Origin of the sequence: Algoriphagus yeomjeoni, from assembly GCF_003259505.1 — a bacterium.
Taxonomy (GTDB): Bacteria; Bacteroidota; Bacteroidia; order Cytophagales; family Cyclobacteriaceae; genus Algoriphagus; species Algoriphagus yeomjeoni.
On sequence record NZ_QLLK01000006.1, the window covers coordinates 163124 to 183694 of the forward strand.

General features: G+C 41.3%; 16 protein-coding genes. 5 read left to right on the forward strand and 11 right to left on the reverse strand.

Annotated elements, in window-relative coordinates:
* Nucleotides 1-45: 45 nt before the first annotated feature.
* From LV83_RS11860 to LV83_RS11870, 3 genes are all read left to right on the forward strand, one after another.
* Nucleotides 46-1416, forward strand: coding sequence for an amidohydrolase family protein (locus tag LV83_RS11860; protein ID WP_111611749.1), 1371 nt, complete (start codon nucleotides 46-48; stop codon nucleotides 1414-1416).
* A 117-nt stretch (nucleotides 1417-1533) separates the two neighbouring features.
* Nucleotides 1534-2667, forward strand: coding sequence for an aldose epimerase family protein (locus LV83_RS11865; protein WP_111611750.1), 1134 nt, complete (start codon nucleotides 1534-1536; stop codon nucleotides 2665-2667).
* A gap of 63 nt (nucleotides 2668-2730) precedes the next feature.
* Nucleotides 2731-3867 (forward strand): hypothetical protein, encoded by a 1137-nt coding sequence (locus tag LV83_RS11870; RefSeq protein WP_111611751.1) that lies wholly within the window; start codon nucleotides 2731-2733, stop codon nucleotides 3865-3867.
* 473 nt (nucleotides 3868-4340) lie between these two features.
* Here LV83_RS11870 and LV83_RS11875 read toward each other — a convergent pair whose 3' ends face one another.
* The 5 genes from LV83_RS11875 to LV83_RS11895 form a co-directional block, all read right to left on the reverse strand.
* On the reverse strand, nucleotides 4341-5846 hold the full coding sequence (locus LV83_RS11875) for a glycoside hydrolase family 3 protein (RefSeq protein WP_111611752.1): 1506 nt from the start codon (nucleotides 5844-5846) through the stop codon (nucleotides 4341-4343).
* 114 nt (nucleotides 5847-5960) lie between these two features.
* Nucleotides 5961-7226, reverse strand: a complete 1266-nt coding sequence (locus LV83_RS11880; RefSeq protein WP_111611753.1) for an MFS transporter — start codon at nucleotides 7224-7226, stop codon at nucleotides 5961-5963.
* The gene (locus LV83_RS11885; RefSeq protein ID WP_111611754.1) at nucleotides 7223-7702 is read right to left on the reverse strand and encodes a GNAT family N-acetyltransferase; all 480 of its coding nucleotides are present in this window, start codon (nucleotides 7700-7702) and stop codon (nucleotides 7223-7225) included. Before LV83_RS11885 ends, LV83_RS11880 begins: the two co-directional genes overlap by 4 nt.
* A 10-nt stretch (nucleotides 7703-7712) precedes the next feature.
* Nucleotides 7713-9179 carry a glycoside hydrolase family 10 protein gene (locus tag LV83_RS11890; protein ID WP_245947041.1) on the reverse strand — a complete coding sequence of 489 codons (1467 nt, stop codon included), beginning with the start codon at nucleotides 9177-9179 and terminating at the stop codon, nucleotides 7713-7715.
* Between the two features lie 175 nt (nucleotides 9180-9354).
* Nucleotides 9355-10038, reverse strand: coding sequence for a peptidoglycan recognition protein family protein (locus tag LV83_RS11895; RefSeq protein ID WP_111611907.1), 684 nt, complete (start codon nucleotides 10036-10038; stop codon nucleotides 9355-9357).
* Nucleotides 10039-10225: 187 nt separating this feature from the next.
* Here LV83_RS11895 and LV83_RS11900 point away from each other — a divergent pair, with 187 nt between their 5' ends.
* Both LV83_RS11900 and tnpA read left to right on the forward strand, forming a co-directional pair.
* Nucleotides 10226-10975 (forward strand): DeoR/GlpR family DNA-binding transcription regulator, encoded by a 750-nt coding sequence (locus LV83_RS11900; RefSeq protein ID WP_111611908.1) that lies wholly within the window; start codon nucleotides 10226-10228, stop codon nucleotides 10973-10975.
* A gap of 147 nt (nucleotides 10976-11122) precedes the next feature.
* Complete coding sequence (gene tnpA / locus LV83_RS11905; RefSeq protein WP_111611755.1) at nucleotides 11123-11593, forward strand: IS200/IS605 family transposase; 471 nt, start codon at nucleotides 11123-11125, stop codon at nucleotides 11591-11593.
* Between the two features lie 592 nt (nucleotides 11594-12185).
* On the opposite strand, the gene LV83_RS11910 is transcribed toward tnpA, so the two are convergent.
* The 6 genes from LV83_RS11910 to LV83_RS11935 all read right to left on the reverse strand — a co-directional run bounded on the left by LV83_RS11910 (nucleotide 12186) and on the right by LV83_RS11935 (nucleotide 20546).
* Entirely contained in the window at nucleotides 12186-12542 is a 357-nt protein-coding gene (locus LV83_RS11910) for a heavy-metal-associated domain-containing protein (RefSeq protein WP_111611756.1), read from the reverse strand.
* Nucleotides 12543-12814: 272 nt separating this feature from the next.
* Nucleotides 12815-15028, reverse strand: coding sequence for a TonB-dependent receptor (locus tag LV83_RS11915; protein WP_111611757.1), 2214 nt, complete (start codon nucleotides 15026-15028; stop codon nucleotides 12815-12817).
* Nucleotides 15029-15092: 64 nt separating this feature from the next.
* Nucleotides 15093-15476 carry an HYC_CC_PP family protein gene (locus LV83_RS11920; RefSeq protein WP_449353831.1) on the reverse strand — a complete coding sequence of 128 codons (384 nt, stop codon included), beginning with the start codon at nucleotides 15474-15476 and terminating at the stop codon, nucleotides 15093-15095.
* 95 nt (nucleotides 15477-15571) lie between these two features.
* Nucleotides 15572-16567: a c-type cytochrome gene (locus tag LV83_RS11925; RefSeq protein ID WP_111611759.1), complete on the reverse strand. Its 996-nt coding sequence runs from the start codon at nucleotides 16565-16567 to the stop codon at nucleotides 15572-15574.
* A 316-nt stretch (nucleotides 16568-16883) separates the two neighbouring features.
* Complete coding sequence (locus LV83_RS11930) at nucleotides 16884-19328, reverse strand: zinc-dependent metalloprotease (protein ID WP_111611760.1); 2445 nt, start codon at nucleotides 19326-19328, stop codon at nucleotides 16884-16886.
* Nucleotides 19329-19445: 117 nt separating this feature from the next.
* Entirely contained in the window at nucleotides 19446-20546 is a 1101-nt protein-coding gene (locus tag LV83_RS11935) for a glycoside hydrolase family 43 protein (RefSeq protein WP_111611761.1), read from the reverse strand.
* Nucleotides 20547-20571: the final 25 nt, after the last annotated feature.

Consider the following 20571-nt stretch of genomic DNA (forward strand, 5'->3'; position numbering starts at 1 on the left):
ACACGATAAAAGCGAAATTGAGTAAACCATGTGATTCTCTGTACTATGAAAAAGCTACTTTTCTTGATTTTCCTGTTTTTCCAAATCCCATGCTTGACGGGGATTTCTCAAACCTTCTACATTTCCAATGTGAATGTAATATCCATGGAAAATGATCAGGTGCTTGCCGACCAAGCCATTTTGGTGACTGATGGTACGATCATCAAAATAGTTCCAATGTCAGATGCAACTGATTTCAAAGTAAATCCCGTGATCGATGGAGGTGGGGCCTATGTTTATCCAGGCTTGGCCGAGTTCCACTCACATATTCCAGTTGCTCAAAATGGAAATACTGAACTCCAGGAGGAAGCTATGTGGCTATATCTCTCAAATGGAGTTCTTCGCATTAGAGGAATGATCGGGCATGCTTCTCATCTACCTTTGAAGGCGAGAATTGATGCCGGTGAGTTGGATGGACCGAGACTTTTTCTTTCTGGGCCTTCTTTCAGTGGTTCCTCTGTTTCTTCACCCGAGCAAGCTGCGCAAATGGTGAGTGATGAAAAGGCTGCTGGCTATGATCATTTGAAATTGCATCCTGGATTGGAGATGGATGAGTTTTTGGCTATTGCCAAAACAGCAAAGGAACTTGGAATTCCTTTCGGAGGACATGTTTCCTTGGCGGTTGGTTTAAAAGCAAGTTTGGAGAATGGTTACAAATCCATCGAACATATGGATGGATATGTGGAAGCACTGATGCCAGATTATTCCAAGGTTTTGGAACCGGAAAAAGCAGGGCCTTTTACGATGCTTTTGGTGAAAGAAGCAGATATGAGCAAGCTTCCGGAGTTGGTTGATTTGACTTTGAAAACAGGAGCATGGATGGCTCCGACTTTGACACTTTTTGATCGGTACTTTGGCTACAAACCTGCTGAAGACTATAGAAATGCCCCCGAAATGAAATACATGTCTGCTCAGCAAGTTCAAAGTTGGATCAATGCAAAGACGCCTTATGAAGAAAGAGGGACTTTGACAAAAGAAAATGTACAACCCTATCTTGACTTTAGGAATGAATTATTCATGACTATGCACGAAGCTGGAGTTCCTATCCTAATGACTTCTGATTCACCGCAGGTCTTCAACGTTCCGGGTTTTTCCATTCATCATGAGATTGAGCTGATGTCCGAAGCCGGTATGTCTAATTATGAGATTCTGAAAACTGGCTCTGTAAATCCAGCAAAGTATTTTGACCAAGAAGGAGAGTGGGGAGTGATCAAAGCTGGAGCTTCTGCTGATTTTGTACTGGTGCAGGAAAATCCTTTGGTAGATCTGAATACATTGAAAGTACCAGTTATGGTAGTGATGAAAGGGAAAGTTTATGATCGTAATGAGCTAGACAAACAGATCAATAAGATTGAAGAAAATCATAAAAGGAGATGAGCAGTTTTGATTTACGAATTATGATTTACGAGATCTAAAGGTACCTCGATCCGAAATTTCCCAATGCGTCAAGGCGGACAAGTTCTTACTATTTTCAAATTTTTCATTGCATAAAACATGAACCTAAGAATCCAACTAGTAACAATACTGCTATTGATCTCAGTAACAGTAAGTCTCTCGCAAACCAAAATGACTGTGATACAGGAAGCTTCTTTGTCCATCAAAGGCGAAAAGGTTGGGAATTGGGAAGGGCAGGATGTTTTTAAATACACGCTTGACAATGGTTTGATGCAGGTGGAACTCACCAATTTTGGTGGGATTATTTCCAGGATTATAGTTCCTGATAAAAATGGGAAGCTCGAAAATGTTGTCTTGGCACTAGAGAATGTCCAGGACTACTTTACCAAGAATGGACCTTACTTTGGAGCTGCAGTAGGTAGGTATGCAAATAGAATAGGGACGGCTTCTTTTGCTCTGGACGGTGAGACTTTTCAAATCACAAAAAATAATGGAGAGAACACGCTTCATGGTGGAGTAAAAGGATTTGGGGCGAAAGTATGGACTCCTGAGACCTACAAGAAGCAAGGTGCAGTAGGAGTGAAGATGACTTACTTGAGTGTGGATGGAGAAGAAGGTTTTCCGGGGAATTTGATGACTACGCTTTGGATGGAACTGACGAGTAGCAACGAACTAAAGCTGCGCTTTGAGTCCACTACCGATAAGAAAACAGTCGTGAACTTGACGAATCATTCTTACTTCAATCTTAATGGAATCACGGGCGATGTGCGGGATCACGAGTTACAGATTTTCGCTGATGCGATTACCCCTGGTGGGCCAGGGCAGATACCCACTGGCGAAATAAAACTCATAGCCGGAACTCCCTTTGATTTTCAAACCCCAAAAAATCTGGGTGATCAATTAGACGCATTGGGAGAAGGTTTTGATCATAATTATGTGACTAAGAGAGCAAACTCCTCCGAGTTGAAGAAGATTGCCATAGTAAAGCATCCTGAAAGTGGCCGAGTGATGGAGGTTTTCTCAACGGCTCCTGGCGTGCAGTTATATACTGCAAACGGGTTTAACAGCTTTGCTGGCGCGGATGGCAAGAAATATGAGAAGCACTGGGCTCTTTGTCTGGAGCCAGAAGCTTGGCCAGATAGTCCAAATAAGCCAAGTTTTCCTTCAGCCACCTTAGCTCCAGATGAAAAATATGTTCACGAGATCGTGTATGAGTTTGGCGTAGAGAACTAAAGACAGAATTAAATTTAGTTTTTGGGGCTATTTTATTAGATTGATTTTCAATCGAATAAACCCATGAAAATCGTTCTCATAAAAACTGCTCTCTATATAAGTGCCACTTTTTTGGCATTCACTCTTTTTGCTCAGGAATATACCTTCAAAAAAGTCAAAGAAATCCGTGTAGAGAGTCTTACAGATGTCGGAATTAGAGATTATGACCCTAAGAAAGATATTTTTGTTGGCTTTATTGATAAACGGTCTGAAGGCATAGAGCTGGCTGTATTCGATGCAAACGGGAATATTATAGCCAGCAAAAAGCGTCAAGGTGAAGGGCCAGAAGATTACCAATCATCGGCATTGACTATGGGTTTTTCGTCTGATGGGAATATATGGGTACAAACTTCAATTGAGCTTTTGAAATACGACTTAGAGTTCAATTTGATTGATAGAGTAAGGTTTGAACCAACAAGTACTACTGTAGTTTATTCTGGACCTTGGTCCAAGTTTGTTCCTTTGACTAAGGGATCTCAAGTATCCTTTATTATGACTGCTTCCAATATGTCCATTAATACAAGCCTTGAATGGATTCCTTCAAAAACCAATATGGTGGAATATTATGATGTTGCTAGTAAATCTATAAAATCGGAAGTCTTGTTGTCTAGTAGAAAAGTTTATGAAGGGATTGAAAATGAAGAATTTCCAGCAGTTGCTATTCCTATTTTTACTTTGGACGATAGGAACGGAGATTTATATTTCACTACTTCTATTGATAATGAAATCACTGTTTATAATCCTATCAATTGGAATGTAATTCAAAGGATCTCAGTCAAGCAAGAATTTTTTGAAGCATTGGATGATATCCCGCTAAAAGAATCAAATTTGGGTCTTTCTAATAAATCACCGCTGTATTCCAGAAATCAAAAAATACTAAAATTCGACTCGGATTTGTTGGGGCTTATTTATGTGAAGGAGATTTCAGAAGCAGCGAATGAATTGAGGAAAAGTAATGGAGAAACTTTTTGGATGCGTGATCCCGAATTTCAAAGAGTAATACTTTTTAAGGACGGAGTTCAGCTACCTGGAGAGTTGACAAGTCCTTCAGGCTTGGTTCAAATGACTCTGCCAATTAACAGAGTTTTGGTGAAAGTGGTGAACGAGGAGGAAGAACTAGATTACTATCTATATGAGATCTGGGAGCTTGTGAAAAAATAGCCTGTTTCTCAATGTTGGTAGTGAAATAGTTTCAACAGATTGCGCAAGAATTACACATGCCTAGATGGCAAAACTCTCTTTATTCGCTTGAAACGCCATTGGAACAATCCTTGCAACAATTATAAGTATAACTAAACCAACTAAAATTCATATTAGAAGTCAGAATGTACACGTAGCTGATTAACCCAGTTGCAAATGCGTGATGATTTCTTTTGAGCCGGTTTTCCGAAAGGGAGCCGGCTTTTTTTAACCACGGAGTCCGCAAAGGGTGACACAGAGAGCACAGTGCTTTAGTCGTCTTGCTTCTCTAGAATCTGGACTTTTAGGGCTTTCAACAGATCATTAGCAAGCCAAGAGCAATGTAGTCAGACCTTTTCACAAGAAAGTAATGACAAAATCTTGAGTTAACAACTGAAGCAACAAAGCCAATTATAACTCTGTGGATCTCTGCGAAACCTCAGCGTGCTCTGTGCTTAAAAAAAACTGGCAACCTCCTGAGCTTCTTCAAATGCCTGATAGCCACAAATAACTGCTTCAAATTCATTCAAATCTCCAAGATGTTTTAGCGCCAAAGGGTTTCCAAAATGAACCAAAATGCATGACTTGGCTTGAGCTAAGCTTTTGATTCCTGCTAAAGTCTCCTGATCCATTCCGAATTTGTTCAGCGGCTTGTGAGAAGGGACAAAAAGGGAAATGATTACTTTTTCGGCTTTTTCAATCGAATTACTACTTAATTCTGAAGCGAATTTTTGATAAAGCTTTTGCAAGAAAACTGACTTCTCTTTATCGTAGAAACTCTGAAGAGCAAGTTTTCCTTCACCCGACAATTTCCTCAATTCTACCGTGTCAATTTTACCAGAAACGATGGATACATATTCTTTAGCAAGTTTAGATTGGAAAGCCGAATGACTTTCCCAGTTGAACGTCTGAACCTCCAATTTCTTAAAATTTAAAACTCCCAACTTCTCCTTTAACTTCCAGATCTTATCGAAAACAGCTTCAATTTCATCTTCTGAAGCATTTTCAGCGATTTTCTCAATACCTTCCTTCACGTGATCAGAAAAGCAAAGTATGTCATTTCCAGCATGAAAAGCTTTCCATTCGAGTTGGCCGGGCTCAGGAAATAAGTTTGCTACAGCCTTCATATTTAGCGCATCAGAGATTACCAAACCTTGGAAACCCATCTCAGTTTTCAGTAAATCAGTAATGATCTCTCGAGAGATACTTGCAGCGATTTCTTTTCCTGATGATAAAGCCGGTGCTGCCAAGTGCCCAACCATGATCATCTCAATCCCTTGGTCTATTCCAACTTGAAAGGGTAGAAGTTCTTCTTTTTCCAGTTCTTCTTTGGTTTTCTGGATCACCGGAAGTCCCAGATGAGAATCCACTTGCGTATCTCCATGCCCAGGAAAATGCTTCAAACAAGCGCCAATTCCAGCTTTTTTCATACCTCGATACATAGCCAAAGAATTTTCAGCTACCTGTTTAGGGTCTGTTCCAAAAGATCTATAGCCAATCACAGGATTGTTTGGGTTGGTATTTACATCGGAGCAAGGAGCTAGATTCAGATGAATTCCGGCAGCTTTCATATCCAATCCTATTCTATATCCAGCCTCTTCGATCAGTTCTGTCGCATTTTCCTTAATTGCTCCAAGGGTAATAGCGAAAGGGTATTGTGGAGTTTTTTCGATTCGCATCGCCAGTCCATATTCTCCGTCAATACTGATGAGCAAGGGTGTTTTTGAAATAGCTTGATAGCGATTGATCAGCGCAATCATTTTCTCCAAAGTCCCGCTCACATCAAGTACTTCCGCCCGCTTTTCGAAGTTTGCAGCTGCAGAATGTCGGCTATGAAAAAATGTCAACCCACCGATTTCCTGTTCAAGAATGAGTTTTTCTATTGCTTGATAATTTTCCTCCGTGTCATGAATAAATGCTGCAGGTGAAAAGCATTGGGCGATTTTTTGATTCAGGTTCATTGGAAGATTGGAAAATTGAAAGATTGGAAATTTTTTTTTGTCAGAAGATAAAGAGTCTAAGAGGTTGATTGGAGTGCCTGTGAGTCTCGTAAATCGTAAATCCGAATTCCGAAATCAATCTAGTTTCTTCCCAAACTCCTTCGGATACTTCACGCTTGCAGCGATTGCCAGTGCTGGAATCATAGCAATACCTACCCAAATGAAGAACCCTGTGTAGCCTAGCCATTCCTGGATGTAGCCGGAGATCATCCCTGGGAACATCATTCCCATGGCCATAAAGCCTGTTGCTAGGGCATAATGGGAGGTTTTGAAAAGCCCTTCGGCCAGGTAAATCAGGAAGATCATGTAGGCAGCAAATCCGAATCCGTAGCCAAATTGCTCAATGACCACTACGCTTCCAGCAAAGAATATATTTTCTGGTTGGAAATGCGCCAACGCGATGTATAGCAAGTTAGGTAGGTTGAGCGAAAGTGCCATCGGGATCATCCACTTGCCCAATCCATCTCGGGAAATGGCGATTCCACCTAAAATTCCGCCCAAAAGCAAGGCAATCACGCCGATGGTTCCATACATAAAACCAACTTCAGAAGTACTCAAAGCCAATCCTCCTTTTTCTTTGACATCGAGTAAAAATGGGGAAGCCATCTTCACCAATTGTGATTCTCCAAGTCTATAGAGTAAGACGAATGCAAGGGAAATTCCAATGTTTTTCTTGGTGAAGAAGGTGCTGAATACCTTTCCGAAACTTGCTTCTCGAGTAGTTTTCTCCGTTGATTCTTCTTCAACTTTTGGAGTAAAGAAATAATTGATAGTGGTGAGAAGAAGCATCAATACGGCTACAATAATCATAGTATAGGACCAAGCTTTACTGTTGTCACCAAGTGAAGTTTCCAAATAACCGGCTACCATCACGATCAGGCCTTGACCTGTGATCATTCCAATTCTGTAGAAAGTACCTCTTAGCCCCACGAAGAAGGATTGCTGCTCAGGCTTCAGAGCGATCAGATACATTCCATCGGAAGCGATGTCATTTGTGGCGGAAGCAAATGCTCCCATCCAGAAGAAAGCCAAAGTCATAAAGAAGAAGTTACTGCCCGAAGTGGTAAGTCCAACGCCTAAAAAGACAAGTGCAAGAACTAATTGCATGCTTAGGAACCATTTTCTCTTTGTGCCAAAAAGATCCACAATCGGGCTCCAGATGGGTTTAATTACCCAAGGGAGGTAGAGTAAACTGGTGTACAACCCAATGTCCGAATTGGAGACACCGAGCTTTTTGTACATGATGACTGAGACTACTATGATGACGATGTAAGGAATTCCCTCTGTCATGTATAGGGAAGGAATCCAGATCCAAGGGCTTTTTTGGGTGGTTTTACTCATGATTTTCGAATCAGGTTTTCGTAGATACTGATGTCTGAACCCTCTATTATTTTTGCATTTACTGTCTTCTCGTAAAATTCTGCCGGTCCGATACCGCCAATGATTGCATAGACATAACCCATTTCCCTCATGGATTCCAGTGATTTGATCAGGAGGATTTTACCGATTCCTTTTCCTCGCTCGGACTCTAATGTGCCTGTGGGACCAAAGAAATTACGCGCAGTGCTTTCATAGCATGCAAAACCTATGATATCATTTCCTCTTTGCGCCAGCCAACAAGCGACCGGCTGCCTGCTGAAAGCGACTTCTACTTCTGACTGCCAATACTCACCAAAATGCTCCAAAACCCAGTTGCTTACGAAATGCTTCTCTGGAGCAATTGCTCTTCGAAAGACCACTTTCTCCTTTTTCAATAACCCTGCTTCTTCTAAAGAAACATCCGGTAAACCGGTTAAACGGACAAGCATGTCTTGCATAAGTGGGGATTTAAGGTATTTGGTAAACTTGGGTTTGGACAATTCTTCCGTAATGGTCGATCCAACGGATGGCTAGGTATGTTGTATTTAGACTTTTTACTTCTAAAGTTCTGGCTCGCATACCACCGACCCACACCGGATGAATTTCGGCTTCAGCCAACTGGCTCAACTCATTTGCCCCTTGGATCAGTGCGTATCTGATGGCTGGATCAAGTGGATTTGCCATGCGAATAGTTGTCTTTTCTGAATTGGCTTCCACACTGAACACGACCGGGCTATCTATCACAGAAGGACCTTTTGGCTGGAATGCTGGCGGTAAAGTAGGTTCGTTATAAAGCTCTTTTTTTAGTAGTTGTGCTACATCCTGATTTTTGATTTTCATGGATTTTGCGGAGAAAAAGGCATTTCCCTGAATGGTCGGAAGCGTTCGGGTGTAAGAGATCTGCGTATTAATCTCGCGTGGATTGTCCCAAGCAGCATCAGAATCATCACGGATTTTGTACGGTCCATTTCCAATGTAGATATTGGTATTAAAGTGATTTTTTGCCCACCAGTCATTCAGGATTCTATGCGAAGCCAGCTTATGGTCCATGCTCCAATAGAGTTGGGGGATCATGTAATCTACCCAGCCATTTTTCATCCATAGCAAGACATCCGCATAGAGATCGTCATAGTTTGTCTGTCCCGCGCGGGTAGGGGAGCCTTTCGGATCTTTGTCTTGATTTCTCCAAACTCCAAAAGGTGAAATCCCAAATTGCACCCAAGGCTTACTCTGCTTTATGGTTTGGTTCAGCGCTAGAATCAATTGGTTGACATTGTCACGCCTCCAGTCGTCCTGAGATTGTCCAGGTTTTTTATATCTATCGTAGGTTGACTTATCCGGGAAGTCTAGTTTGGCTACTTTGTAAGGGTAGAAATAGTCATCAAAGTGAATAGCGTCTATGTCATAATTATCCACGATTTCTTTGATCACTGCCAATAAATGTGCTTGCACTGCTGGTAAACCTGGATTGTAGTAATACTTGGTATCGTATTTCAGCATCCAGTCACGATGCAAGTTATAGTCGTGCTCTGGGCTAAGATCAGAGGTGTTTAGGTTCATTGTTGCCCGATAAGGATTCAGCCAAGCGTGAAATTCCAATCCTCGGGCATGGGATTCATTGATCATCCAGGTAAGTGGATTTTCAGTTGTGTTTGGAGCTTGCCCTTGTTTTCCTGTCAGGTATTTGGACCATGGAGCCAAACTGCTTGGGTAGAAAGCATCCCCTGCTGTTCGTACTTGGACTATGACTGCGTTAAAATTTAGGTTTTTGTAGTAGTCAAGCAGATTGATGAAATCACGTTTTTGCTTTTCGTATGCGTCATCCGGTGAAATAGGCCAATCGATATTAGCAACGGTGGCAATCCAAACTCCCCGAAATTCTCGTGGCATTTCTGGCATTTGAAAGGTCAACGGCTGTAAAGCAACCGGAGCCATTGGCAGGGATTTTATTGGAAGATTTGCGCCAGGGTTTGTATTTGGTGAAGTCGTTATGGTACCATTTGGTTTACTCGCGGGAGTAATGGTTTTTTGTGATTTACAGGAAGAAAGGAAGAGCCCGAAGGCAAGAATTATAAAAAGGTGCCTAGAATGGAATTGCATAAACGGGTAATCAGAGCGTTGGTACAGGGTTCAAATTTAAGTCAGACAGATTTTTTCGGAGTTTCTTCATAAAGTCATCTCCCGGATCGGTTTTTACCGTGCGATAGTCTGGATCGGCTTCTTTCCAAAGATCAGTGGTTTGGAAATTTTGGTATTCATGATGGCCAATTACATAGTCGATGTTATACTTTATATCCAAATATCTGATTAGTTCTTCGTTGGCTTTCAGTTGCTTCTTGTTAAGAGGCATGTCATCGCTTCCGATATTTTCTATTCCTATTGCAAGGTAATTCAACCCAATGGTATGCCTGGCGAAAGTAGTGTCAGGCAGTAGTCTAAAAATCGTGCCGTCCCGATCAATCAGAAATTGGCTAGAAACATTAAGGTTGCTAGCGCCAGTTAAATCCGCTCTGCCGCCTAATATTGGCGGATCAAAAACATCAAAAGTCATCTCGATATTATCAATTGCAGTCCAGTGAACTACTATCATTTTGGGGTTGATAGTTGCAGTTTTTTTATCCAGATCATGACGGGTTTTCAGGTATTGTAAGGATAAATTTTCTCTCTCCTTATTCCAAGTGATAGGTTTTTCTATTATTCGGAAAGTGGGTTTTGGGCTGCAGGAAATCTGAAAAAGTGAAAGAATGCAGATTAAAGTGTAAAGGAAAATCGTATTTAATGAATTGAACTTCATGGTTTTATACAGGATTTGATATTCGAATTCAAAGTAGAACAGCATTGCTTTGCACAGCTAAACTACCCAGAAAATTGCAGGATAGGCAATGAAAGAGAGCAATTTTTTGCCAGATATTTCAACTCATGATTATTTTTGCAAGTTTTTGCTGTTTTTCTTACTTTCCCAAACTGAAAAATATTATTCCATGCTCAAAGAAGAAAGACAGAAGTATATTTTAGATCAAGTACACCTGCACCACAGGGTTTTACTTAATGATTTATCGGACTCTTTAAATGTGTCAATAGATACTGTTAGACGTGATGTAAAGGAGCTGGATAGCGAGAAAAAGCTAAAGAAAGTTCACGGTGGGGCTACATCCTTTGGCTTTATGACCTTCACCAAAGACGACGGGAATATCTATCTGAAGTCCAAGAAAATATCCATAGCCGAAAAAACGGTGTCGCTGCTTTCAGATGGACAAGTGATCCTAATGAGTGGTGGTACTACCAATATGGAAGTGGCTAAGCTTATTCCTAAAAAGTTGGATTTAACTGTTTTTACCCCAAGTCTTCATGTGGCGATGGCCTTGCTTGATCATGAAAATGTGGAGGTGATATTTCTCGGTGGTAAACTTTTACACGAAGCGAAATTCGCAGTGGGAGGAACGGTAGTAAACGCGCTTGCGCAACTCCGTGTAGATATGTGCATACTGGGTACCGGATATCTGGACGCTCAGTTTGGATTGACTGAATTTGATTGGGAGGTGATTCAGGTGAAGCAGGCGATGATCAGAGCGGCGAAAAAGACCGTGATACTTACTGTTTCTGATAAGCTTCATTCCGTACAAAAATACAAGACCTGTGACATGACAGCTGTTCATACCCTGGTGACAGAACTTGATCCATCTGATCCAATGCTTGATGCATTCAGATCGTTTGAGTTGGTGTTGGTGTGAGGTTATGATTTTTATAAATTGATTCAAGTAAACCTCGAAGAGGTGAAAGTATTATAGAGGGAGTATTGATTATTTTTGGATTAACCCTGAAGGGGTGTAATTATATCGATTTTCTATAAATTGAATTGTTTTTTAATTGATCTAATTATGGCTGGCACATTTTCTCAGGTTTATTTACAATATGTCTTTGCAGTAAAAGGAAGGGAAAATCTCCTGTTGAAGCCGTGGAGAGAGGAGGTGTTTAAATATATTTCAGGTATAATAGAAGGGAAGAAACAAAAGTCAATTATAGTGAATGGAGTTTCTGATCATGTGCATGTTTTTGTAGGACTTAAGCCATCAATGTCAATTTCTGATTTGATAAGAGATGTGAAGAATAATTCATCCAATTTTATTAATAAGAGGGGGTTTGTTCAAAACCATTTTGACTGGCAAGATGGATATGGAGTATTTTCCTATTCACATTCTCAACTGAATCAAGTTTATAAGTATATCTTAAATCAAGAAAATCACCATAAGAAAGTCAGTTTTAGAGATGAGTATTATGCATTCTTGAAAAAATTTGAAATTGATCACGAGGAGAAGTATTTGTTTGATTTTCTTGATGATACTCTATAATGCCACCCTTTCAGGGTTCCTGACATAGGTTTATTTAATTTTTCTATACTAATGACATCCCTTCGGGATTAGTGAATCTGAAAGGAGCAGTGATTGCCGAATCTTTTTTTTTTCTGGCTTTGTAATTTTAGTAGAAGAATTATCCCCCTAATTCTTAGGGTAATAGAGATATTATCAAACCTTGAAGAGTTGAAATGATTTTAGAAATAGAGCAAGGAAAACGGCTATTCGAACCCTGAAAGGGTGATATTGCCTTGGAAACTTTTAAATCTATACTAATGACATCCCTTCGGGATTGATGAATCAGAAAGCAGTGGTGATTTCCCAATATTTATTCTGTAGTATCTGGCTTTGTTATTTTAGTAGAGGGGTTTTTCCCCTAATTCTTAGGGTAATAGAGATATTTTCAAACCTCGAAGAGTTGAAATGATTTTAGAAATAGAGCAAGGAAAACGGCCATTCGAACCCTGAAAGGGTGGTATTGCTATAAAATTTCAAGCCTAAATCTTGTGACCTCCGCGAAATTCTCTGCGAACTCGGTGGTTAAATATCCACAAAAAAAGCTTCCCATTTCTGAGAAGCTTTCGAATACTTAATTATCCTTTTTCTTTGGGATATCGTCATCGTGGGCGCCGTCCTTGCAGCATTCATCCAGTTTTGCGTAGGCTTTTGGATCGCGCTTAAGTGAGTCGGCATTATAGCCTACCATCGTCACTCGCTTTCTGAGTTTGTCTGGATCAGTTTTGGAGTCTAGGTAAGCGATATTCAACACTTTGGTTTCCAAGTCCAGATTCACAGATTTCACTCCTTTTTCGAAGGTGAGATCCTTTTCCAGTGTTTCCTTGCACATCTCGCAGATGGCAGATGTCTTGATTCCGATAGTTTTTACTTGTGCTTGTGCAGCGAATGCAAAAGCCGCGATAAAGAAGGTTAAGATTATTTTTTTCATGTGTTTATAATTTGTCTTTTAAAGGCCATCCCGATAGCTATCGGGAGGAATCTCGCAGCGATTACAATCATGCCAGTGTGTGACTTTTTAGTAATGCTCGATTTCATAATTTCAGTTTTTTAATTTTTATGTTTTTCCGCCTTTGCCAGAATGAAGATGAGTGTATTGTAGGATTTGGGTGTCTTACTCGTTAAGGCTACATCGGTCACCCTTCTTCCGTATTCCGTCCTGTAAAACAAAGCGGAAATAGTTACTGGCATAATTGCTAATTATCATTTGATTTTATATCTGATTCCTGTGTAAATCACTCGTCCAGCGATCGGTCCCCATGTCATAGAGGCGTCAAAATTCTGACCAAAAGGATTTTCAGGATCAATAATTGGATTTGATTGTTTGAAGTTTAAGATGTTTTCGCCGCCCAAATAGATGCTTCCCCAGCGAAAACCTCGACTAACCTGCGCATTTAGCATAAAGAAATCCGGGGACTCACTTGGTTGCTGAAATTCAACCGGACTTTCGCTGGTATTAGGAATTCGCATAGGACCGTTCCAGTTGAGTGTCATGTCAACTTTCCATTTGTCGTATTTGGTAGCATAGGCTAAATTTGCGAACACACGGTCACGACTGGTAAGCGGCATCTGCTGGAGAATTCCATTCGTTGTCATCATCATTTGGTAGTGCTTGTAGGCAGCTTTTGCATCCAGCCTTTCTGTGATAGGGTAGCTAGCTTCGATTTGGAAACTGTTGGCGTACGAACCTTTATGAAGATTGTTGATTACAAGCTGCTCAGAACTTACATCCCGGTCATATACGAGTTGATTGATGAAGTCTGTGTAGAAATAGTCTGCCACTATACTCAAAGGTCGATCATCTACCAGTAAGCTTCCAGCAATGCTAACTCCTGTATTCCAGGTTTCCTCGGGTTTCAGTTCGGCATTGAAGACCAGCTCTCTCGCTGATATCCAAACGGAACTGTTTTCCATCAAGGCATTCGGGGTTCTATAGCCTTTTCCCACGGAACCTCTAAGGGTCCAACTAGGGATAAATTCCCATCTAGCATGCACTCTAGGTGTGAAGTAAGTCCCGAAAAGATTGTGAAAATCCGTTCTGGCTCCTGCTACTAAAGTGATGCGCTCGTTTGGGATGAAGTTATATTCGAAGAAAAGCCCAGGGACTTTTTCTGTTCTGTACATCGCTGTATCAAGTCCGGTCGGAGTATTTGAATCAAATGTCTCTTCGAAATCATCATAAAGAAAACTTGCTCCAGTTTTATATTGGTGAAAGCTTGACCCCAGAATATTCTGATAGATGAAATTTCCGTAGGCTGTTTTCTCTATCCCTTGATAGATTCTTCTTCCGGCGCCACCATTGAAGTCTTGATAGGAAAGGGAATATTGAAAGCCCCAGCTTTGGGTAGGTTTATCAGGATAGATCATGCCGAGTTTACCGAAAACTTCTGCTTTTCTGGTATCCATCTCGTAGCCATATACGCTACTTGTGCTCAGATCACTGTTGAAGTCAAAGCCTTTCTGCCCACCAGCATTGTCAGACATGAATAGATTTACACCGATTTGAGACATGAATTGATCTCCCTCATACTTGTATCGGTTGAGGAAATTTAGCTGACGGGCTTTAGGAAGATCCATAAATTCATCGTCATTTCCATCGATTTCTGAGCTGAGATTACTTGCGTGAAAAAGTACGCCTGAGCTCCATTTTTCAGAGATTGGGATCTGATGGTTTGCGTTGATTTCCATTCTTCCAAAAGAATTGAGGTAGCCATTCAGGTACCAGGCATCCATGGATTCCGGTTTGAAAAGATCCACGTTGATCTGGCCGGTCATGGATTCGTAGCCATTGATCACAGAACCAGCACCCTTCCCGACATCGATAGACTGAATCCAAGTCCCTGGGACGAACATCATTCCTTGCCGGGAATTGAGGCCGCGGATATTCGGGATTCCTTCTCTGCTGATCAGCACATATCGACCATCCAGCCCCATCATTTGGATCATTTTGGTGCCGGTGACAGCATCCGGGTAGGAGACATCCACGGAGGCATTCGTCTCAAAACTTTCCGATAAATTACAACAAGCAGCCTTTTGTAGTTCGTTTTCGGTTATTAGAATATTGAGAAAAGGAGCCTCGTCCACCACAGACTCAGACCGTGCCTTGATGGTGACACCTTCTAGCGCTTCACCACTTTCCTGAAGTGTAATCAGCATAGTTTGGTCAAATACCGGTGCCAAAGTATCTGCTTCATAGCCTAAATAGGATACGACTAGACGGTCATTTTCGAGCACATTTTCCAACTCAAATAGCCCGTCCAGATTGGTGATCGCACCTTGCGTCTTGCCGAGTATGTTAATACTAGCGCCAACGAGAGTTTCATTTGACTCAGATTGTACTTTTCCTTTTATGCTAGCTTGCGCAAATAAAAGCGTGGGGGCCGCTAAGCACCCTATAAATAGAAGTATTCGTAACATGAAGAATTGCTTGTGTGTAAACAGATTTACATTTCGCCTCAGGCGACTAAAAATCAAGCTTTTCTTAAATCAGGAAGGATTGGTGAAGAATAGTGAGATCGGGAATAGGCCGATCTGGGAAAAGATATTCGGAATTGGTAATCTGTATGTCCACAGATTGGAGGACTGGGATAGTAAGAAAATAAGCCAGTACAAACTCTGGGGAAATCTGAACTTCAAACTGAGCCTTTCCAAAATAGTCATCAGAATCCGAAGATGTGTATTCATCCGAACAGCAATCTGGATCAGGAATAGAGCTTAAATCAACTCCACAGCAATCCGTCTTTTCAGGTGCGATAGAAACTTCCGCACTTTTTAACTCATCTCCACAGTAATGCGCCGCCAAAGTCAGGTTGATTTGACCGGTCAGGAAAAATAGGAGCATTAAGGATGAGATGATTGCTTTCATTACGTGAACAAAGGTCGGGATTCCATTTGTAAAAGAAAAACCTACCTCCAATACGATTGGCGTGGAGGTAGGTTTTAATTATTTGGAAAATGTACTTACTCAGAGGAAGTACCCGGAGGAGTGAACTTGACCACTTGATTTGGGATTGCCTCAATTGTTCTTAAGTAGGAGTAAATCGCTTTGAGATCGGATTCCTCCATTCCAGCATACATTACCCATGGCATAATGGTATTGAATTCTCCAGGCTGTACTTTAGGGAGCTGATATCCTGAGTCTAAGTATTGCTTGAATTTTCCCACAAACATTTCCTCAGACCAGGTTCCAATACCGCTTTGTTGATCTTGGGTTAAATTTGCAGATCTAACCAACGAACCGTCAGGGAAAGCAAATTCTCTTCCTCCTGAGTACTCTAAGCCAGCCAAAATAGTGCCCTGAGGGTCCACAGGACTATGACACTCCATGCAGGCGGCAGCATTTGTTAGGTATTTTCCATAGGCTACTTGATCAGTCTTAGCTGGCTTTGGTTGAGGATCAGCATCTTTTGGAATGGTCTTCAGGATGATGCTAACGGGAAAATCAGCCTCTGATTCAGGGATTTCATTTTCGATAGGATCTAAAGTTCTGATGTAAGCGATGATGTCATAGATGTCTTCAGGATCCATTTTGCTGTAAAACTGATAAGGCATAAGTGGGAACATGGCTCTGCCCTCATTAGTCACCCCAGTGGTAATAAGGCGGTATAATTCCCCATCTGTGTAGTCCGCAATCCCGAAAGGCGTAATGTTTTTTGCATAAAAGACACCTGGGAAGCCCATGCTTTGGTCAAATCTATCCCCACCTGAACCCAGTGTTCCCGGCTGAATCGGTCCAGATAATTGAGAGAAGTCCCGTGCGGAATGGCAATCTACACAGACCGTTACATGGTTGGCGAGATAGGCTCCTCTAGCTACTCGGTCGGGACTGTGGTCAATGGTTAGGTCTTGGGCAGGACTGACCTTAGGAAAGGTGAAATTCACGAATGCTACTCCACAAATAATCAGAATAACAAGGACTCCAAGTAGGTAACCTAGTACTTTAAAAATCTTTTTCATATTAAAAATGAGTTTTGGTATATGAAAATTTACATTTTTCTATAATTAGTTGATTATAAACTCCTTGATAATTTTCGCAGGAAAATAAATCCTTCAAATAAATCTTGATATTTTCATAAAAGGGATTTAAATATTCTTAAATAATATCCTCAAGCAATAAAAAATTTTGAGGTAGAAATAATCAGCTGAGTAAATGCTGATTCAGATAAAATAGACTCTTTGAGCTCAAAAGTAAGTTAAGAATGCGAAGATTCTATTCAGGAAAAGATAAAAAAAATGTCATTGCCCTTCCTGAGAAAGGCAATGACAAGTAAGTTTATTCAACATCAAGTATTGAATTCACCAGGGCATCAATATCGCGAAGGTGATTTTGAACTATACCTGCACTGTATCTAGTGCTTGCGGATCTGGCAGTTGTTTGGATGGTCTTTAATTCTGCTCGAACAGCAGCACTGACATCGGACCTGTTATTCTCATCCTGAGTCATTAAAGAAGCGAGTAGCTCTACATGAGCTCTTTGAAGGTTTCGGCGGAAAGTATCAATGTCCCGAGATCCAGAAAGCTCTGACCAGATGCCTTTTCTCAAATCAGCCAGCATCTGAGTCATCGTGTAGACAGAAGAGCCATTCAATGCTTCATTTTCAATCAATCGCTCCAATCTATCCATTCTTAGCACGCTACTTAGCAACCTTGATTGCATGCTTCCAATTCCTGCAACAGCACCACTAGCTTCGATGTTATTCAATATTTCCTTTTGAAGAAGCCAGTCAGGAGTCGTGAAAACATGATCGTTCAAAAACTTCATTGCATTCACCTGCTCAGCTTTAGGGGTAGGAGTGTAAACAAAACCACTTTGATCGGTGGTTTTTAATTCCTGATAAACTCCACCAATATTGGTCACTACATGATTTGCAAAACGGCTCCAAACTCCGATCAATTCTCCATACAACTCTTCTAGATCATCATAACCTTCGCCGGCAGTAGCTGTCCACTTTGCAAGATTCGGAGCAACGATTTTCAAGTTTGCCAACCCATAAGTGCTTGCCTTAACTGGATCATCGCCTACAGATTCGGTTTGGTCACTTGGGTCAAAAGAATTTCCACGTCCAAATAAATAAACAGGATCTCCAGCTTTTTCCCTGATCCAGCTATTCAAAATAGGCTTTTCAGCTTCTGGAGAATCAGCATTCGGGATGTATCTATAGCCCCAGTTGATTGCATAGTTGTCATATGGGCCGAGCATTCTCACCCAGCGCACTCCCTCGTCACCTGGCTGCGCAACATAGTTATACCGAGTGTAATCCATGATGGTAGTTGCCAAGCCCCATTTCTGGGTGAAAGTAGCCGAACGTAAAGAATCAGTAGGGTAGGCATAGGACGCTTTCATGTTGTGTGGCAATCCAAGTGCGTGACCGATTTCATGAGAAATCACTCTTCGCATCATTTCACCGATTTCCTCATCAGGTGTGTTCAAAGTTCTTGCAGATGGGTTGGCAGCACCAGTTTCTAGCATGTACCGATTTCTGTAAGAACGGAGGTGGTTGTGAAACCATACGATATCACTTTCTATGATTTCACCAGAGCGAGGATCAGATACACTTGGGCCCATGGCATTTCGCGTGGTCGTAGCAACGTAGCGCACGGTAGAATATCTCGCATCTTCGGCACTCCAATCTGGGTCTTCTTCGGCAGTCGGAGCATCTTTGGCTATTATCGCATTTTTGTATCCAGCAGCTTCGAAAGCTACCTGCCAGTCTTCAATTCCTTGACGGAAATATTTTCTCCACTTGGCTGGAGTTGCAGGATCAAGATAATAGACAATCGGCTTTACAGGTTCTACCAGCTCTCCTCTAGCATAAGCTTCCGGATCTTTTGGCTCCAGCCTCCATCTTCTGATGTAGGTTTTTTGATCTGATTTCAATGCCTCCGAGCCGTAGTCAATCTGACGAACGGTAAACCAGCCCACCCGCGGATCATGTAATCTAGGCTGCATAGGTTTCTCTGGAAGTAAATACATTGACTGGCTCATTTCCATGGAAATGGTGCCAGACCTTGAATTGGAAGGGGGAGAAGTGGCATTGTAAGTCATGTCATGTCTTACCTCTACGTTTTCAGGATAGCTTGCCATGCGGGTTATGAAACTTCTTTCTTTATCAAGATTTCTCACCTGATATTCCCTTCTCATGGAAGATGAAAGACCGCTTAAAGCAGGAATATCAGAAAGGAATAGATCAGTTACTTCGATTAAGGCGGCAGTTGAGTCCGAATTAAAGGCTTCGATTTTAAATGAAGCCAAAATAGGATTGTAATTGTTGGCCTCTACAGACAAAAAGATTGGAAGGGAATCCGCAGCCACATTGTCAAAAGAGATGGAGCGAAGTAGGATACTGTTTTGCATTCTCGACCAGTGAATCACTTGTTCATTTGACTTAGAACCAGCGGTAGTATACCCACCACCTAGACCATCAGCGATTTTTGAAATTCGACTTACTAAAAGCATGTCTTTTTCCAAAAGCTCAAATGGGACTTCGTAGTAGCTTTTGTCTCCCACCTTATGAACAGTAAACAGTCCTTCATCTGAAACGGCTTCATCTGTGACGATTTCGCTATACTTTTTGAATGGGCTTTTTTCAGTCGGTTTGGCTGGCTGACTTTGAGCTACCGGCTCATCTTTCGCATTTTTCTTATTCTTTTTCTGTGCAAAACTTGCCACACTTAGTGTCAAGAGAAATGCAGTTAAAAGTGCAGTAGTTTTTCTCATTAATGTTTTAATTGGTTTGTAAGAACAAAGTACTGGTACTGACCAAAAAATAAAAGGAGTCATTTTTGGTGACTCCTTTTTCTTAGGATGAAGGGTTTGATAGTTGTTTTAGGCTAATCAATTCAAAGGATTGATCGTCTGAATACTTCCATCTTCTAGGTGTTTCAATGGGGCAACTTTAATATTTCGTAGGTGAGTTTTACCGGAAAGTTGGGTATCGTGATAGTAAATAAACCAGTTGCCATCAACTTCAACAATGGAATGGTGATTGGTCCAACCTTCCACAGGGTTTAGAACTACACCTTGGTAGGTAAATGGTCCATATGGATTATCTGCAATTGCATAAGCAATAAAGTGCGTGTCACCTGTAGAATAAGATAAATAATACTTATCCATGTACTTATGAATCCAAGCCGCTTCGAAAAATCTTCTGTCGTTATCTCCATTTAAAATAGGAGCGCCATTTTCGTCCAAAATCTTGATTTCCTTTGGAGTTTCTGCAAACTGAAGCATGTCATCACTCATTTTTGCAATGATTGGACCTAAAGCCGGTTCATCGTCAGCAGGAAGCCCATCGGTAGGCGCCGCACCTTTATCTTCAAATTTGTTGTTTCTATACTTTTGCAATTGACCGCCCCAAATACCCCCGAAATACATATAGTATGATCCGTCTGAATCCTCGAATACCGAAGGGTCAATGCTGTAACTTCCTTTGATCGGCTCAGGCTGAGCAGTGAACGGGCCGATAGGTGAATCGCCGACAGCTACCCCGATTTTGAAAATATCTTTATCATCTTTTGCAGGAAAATAGAGGTAGTATTTACCATCTTTTTCTGCTGCATCTGGCGCCCAAAGTTGTCTTTTTGCCCAAGGCACGTCCTCAGCTCCTAGTACTTTTCCGTGATCAGTAATTGCTCCTGATGGAGAATCCATGGAATACACATGGTAATCCATCATATTGAAATGCGCACCCAGATCATCCTCAGGAACATCTGACTCTACATCATGGGACGGATAAATGTAAATTTTCCCATCAAAAACATGAGCAGAAGGATCTGCTGTGTAGTGATCAGAAATTAAGGGTTGGGAAAGATACTTTGAGGTAGTATCACTTACTTCAATTTCTGAAGTGACATCGGTAGTTTCGCTGGGTTTGCCGCAAGATGCTATCGCAAAAAGCGCACAATAAGCAGGAATTAATTTTACTAGGTTGTTCATAAATAGGTTTGATTGATTAACTGGG

Coding starts and splice junctions, on each gene's coding strand:
- LV83_RS11860 (WP_111611749.1), top strand. CDS start 46: ATGAAAAAGCTACTTTTCTTGATTTTCCTGTTTTTCCAAATCCCATGC.
- LV83_RS11865 (WP_111611750.1), top strand. CDS start 1,534: ATGAACCTAAGAATCCAACTAGTAACAATACTGCTATTGATCTCAGTA.
- LV83_RS11870 (WP_111611751.1), top strand. CDS start 2,731: ATGAAAATCGTTCTCATAAAAACTGCTCTCTATATAAGTGCCACTTTT.
- LV83_RS11875 (WP_111611752.1), bottom strand. CDS start 5,846: ATGAACCTGAATCAAAAAATCGCCCAATGCTTTTCACCTGCAGCATTT.
- LV83_RS11880 (WP_111611753.1), bottom strand. CDS start 7,226: ATGAGTAAAACCACCCAAAAAAGCCCTTGGATCTGGATTCCTTCCCTA.
- LV83_RS11885 (WP_111611754.1), bottom strand. CDS start 7,702: ATGCAAGACATGCTTGTCCGTTTAACCGGTTTACCGGATGTTTCTTTA.
- LV83_RS11890 (WP_245947041.1), bottom strand. CDS start 9,179: ATGGCTCCGGTTGCTTTACAGCCGTTGACCTTTCAAATGCCAGAAATG.
- LV83_RS11895 (WP_111611907.1), bottom strand. CDS start 10,038: ATGAAGTTCAATTCATTAAATACGATTTTCCTTTACACTTTAATCTGC.
- LV83_RS11900 (WP_111611908.1), top strand. CDS start 10,226: ATGCTCAAAGAAGAAAGACAGAAGTATATTTTAGATCAAGTACACCTG.
- tnpA (WP_111611755.1), top strand. CDS start 11,123: ATGGCTGGCACATTTTCTCAGGTTTATTTACAATATGTCTTTGCAGTA.
- LV83_RS11910 (WP_111611756.1), bottom strand. CDS start 12,542: ATGAAAAAAATAATCTTAACCTTCTTTATCGCGGCTTTTGCATTCGCT.
- LV83_RS11915 (WP_111611757.1), bottom strand. CDS start 15,028: ATGTTACGAATACTTCTATTTATAGGGTGCTTAGCGGCCCCCACGCTT.
- LV83_RS11920 (WP_449353831.1), bottom strand. CDS start 15,476: ATGAAAGCAATCATCTCATCCTTAATGCTCCTATTTTTCCTGACCGGT.
- LV83_RS11925 (WP_111611759.1), bottom strand. CDS start 16,567: ATGAAAAAGATTTTTAAAGTACTAGGTTACCTACTTGGAGTCCTTGTT.
- LV83_RS11930 (WP_111611760.1), bottom strand. CDS start 19,328: ATGAGAAAAACTACTGCACTTTTAACTGCATTTCTCTTGACACTAAGT.
- LV83_RS11935 (WP_111611761.1), bottom strand. CDS start 20,546: ATGAACAACCTAGTAAAATTAATTCCTGCTTATTGTGCGCTTTTTGCG.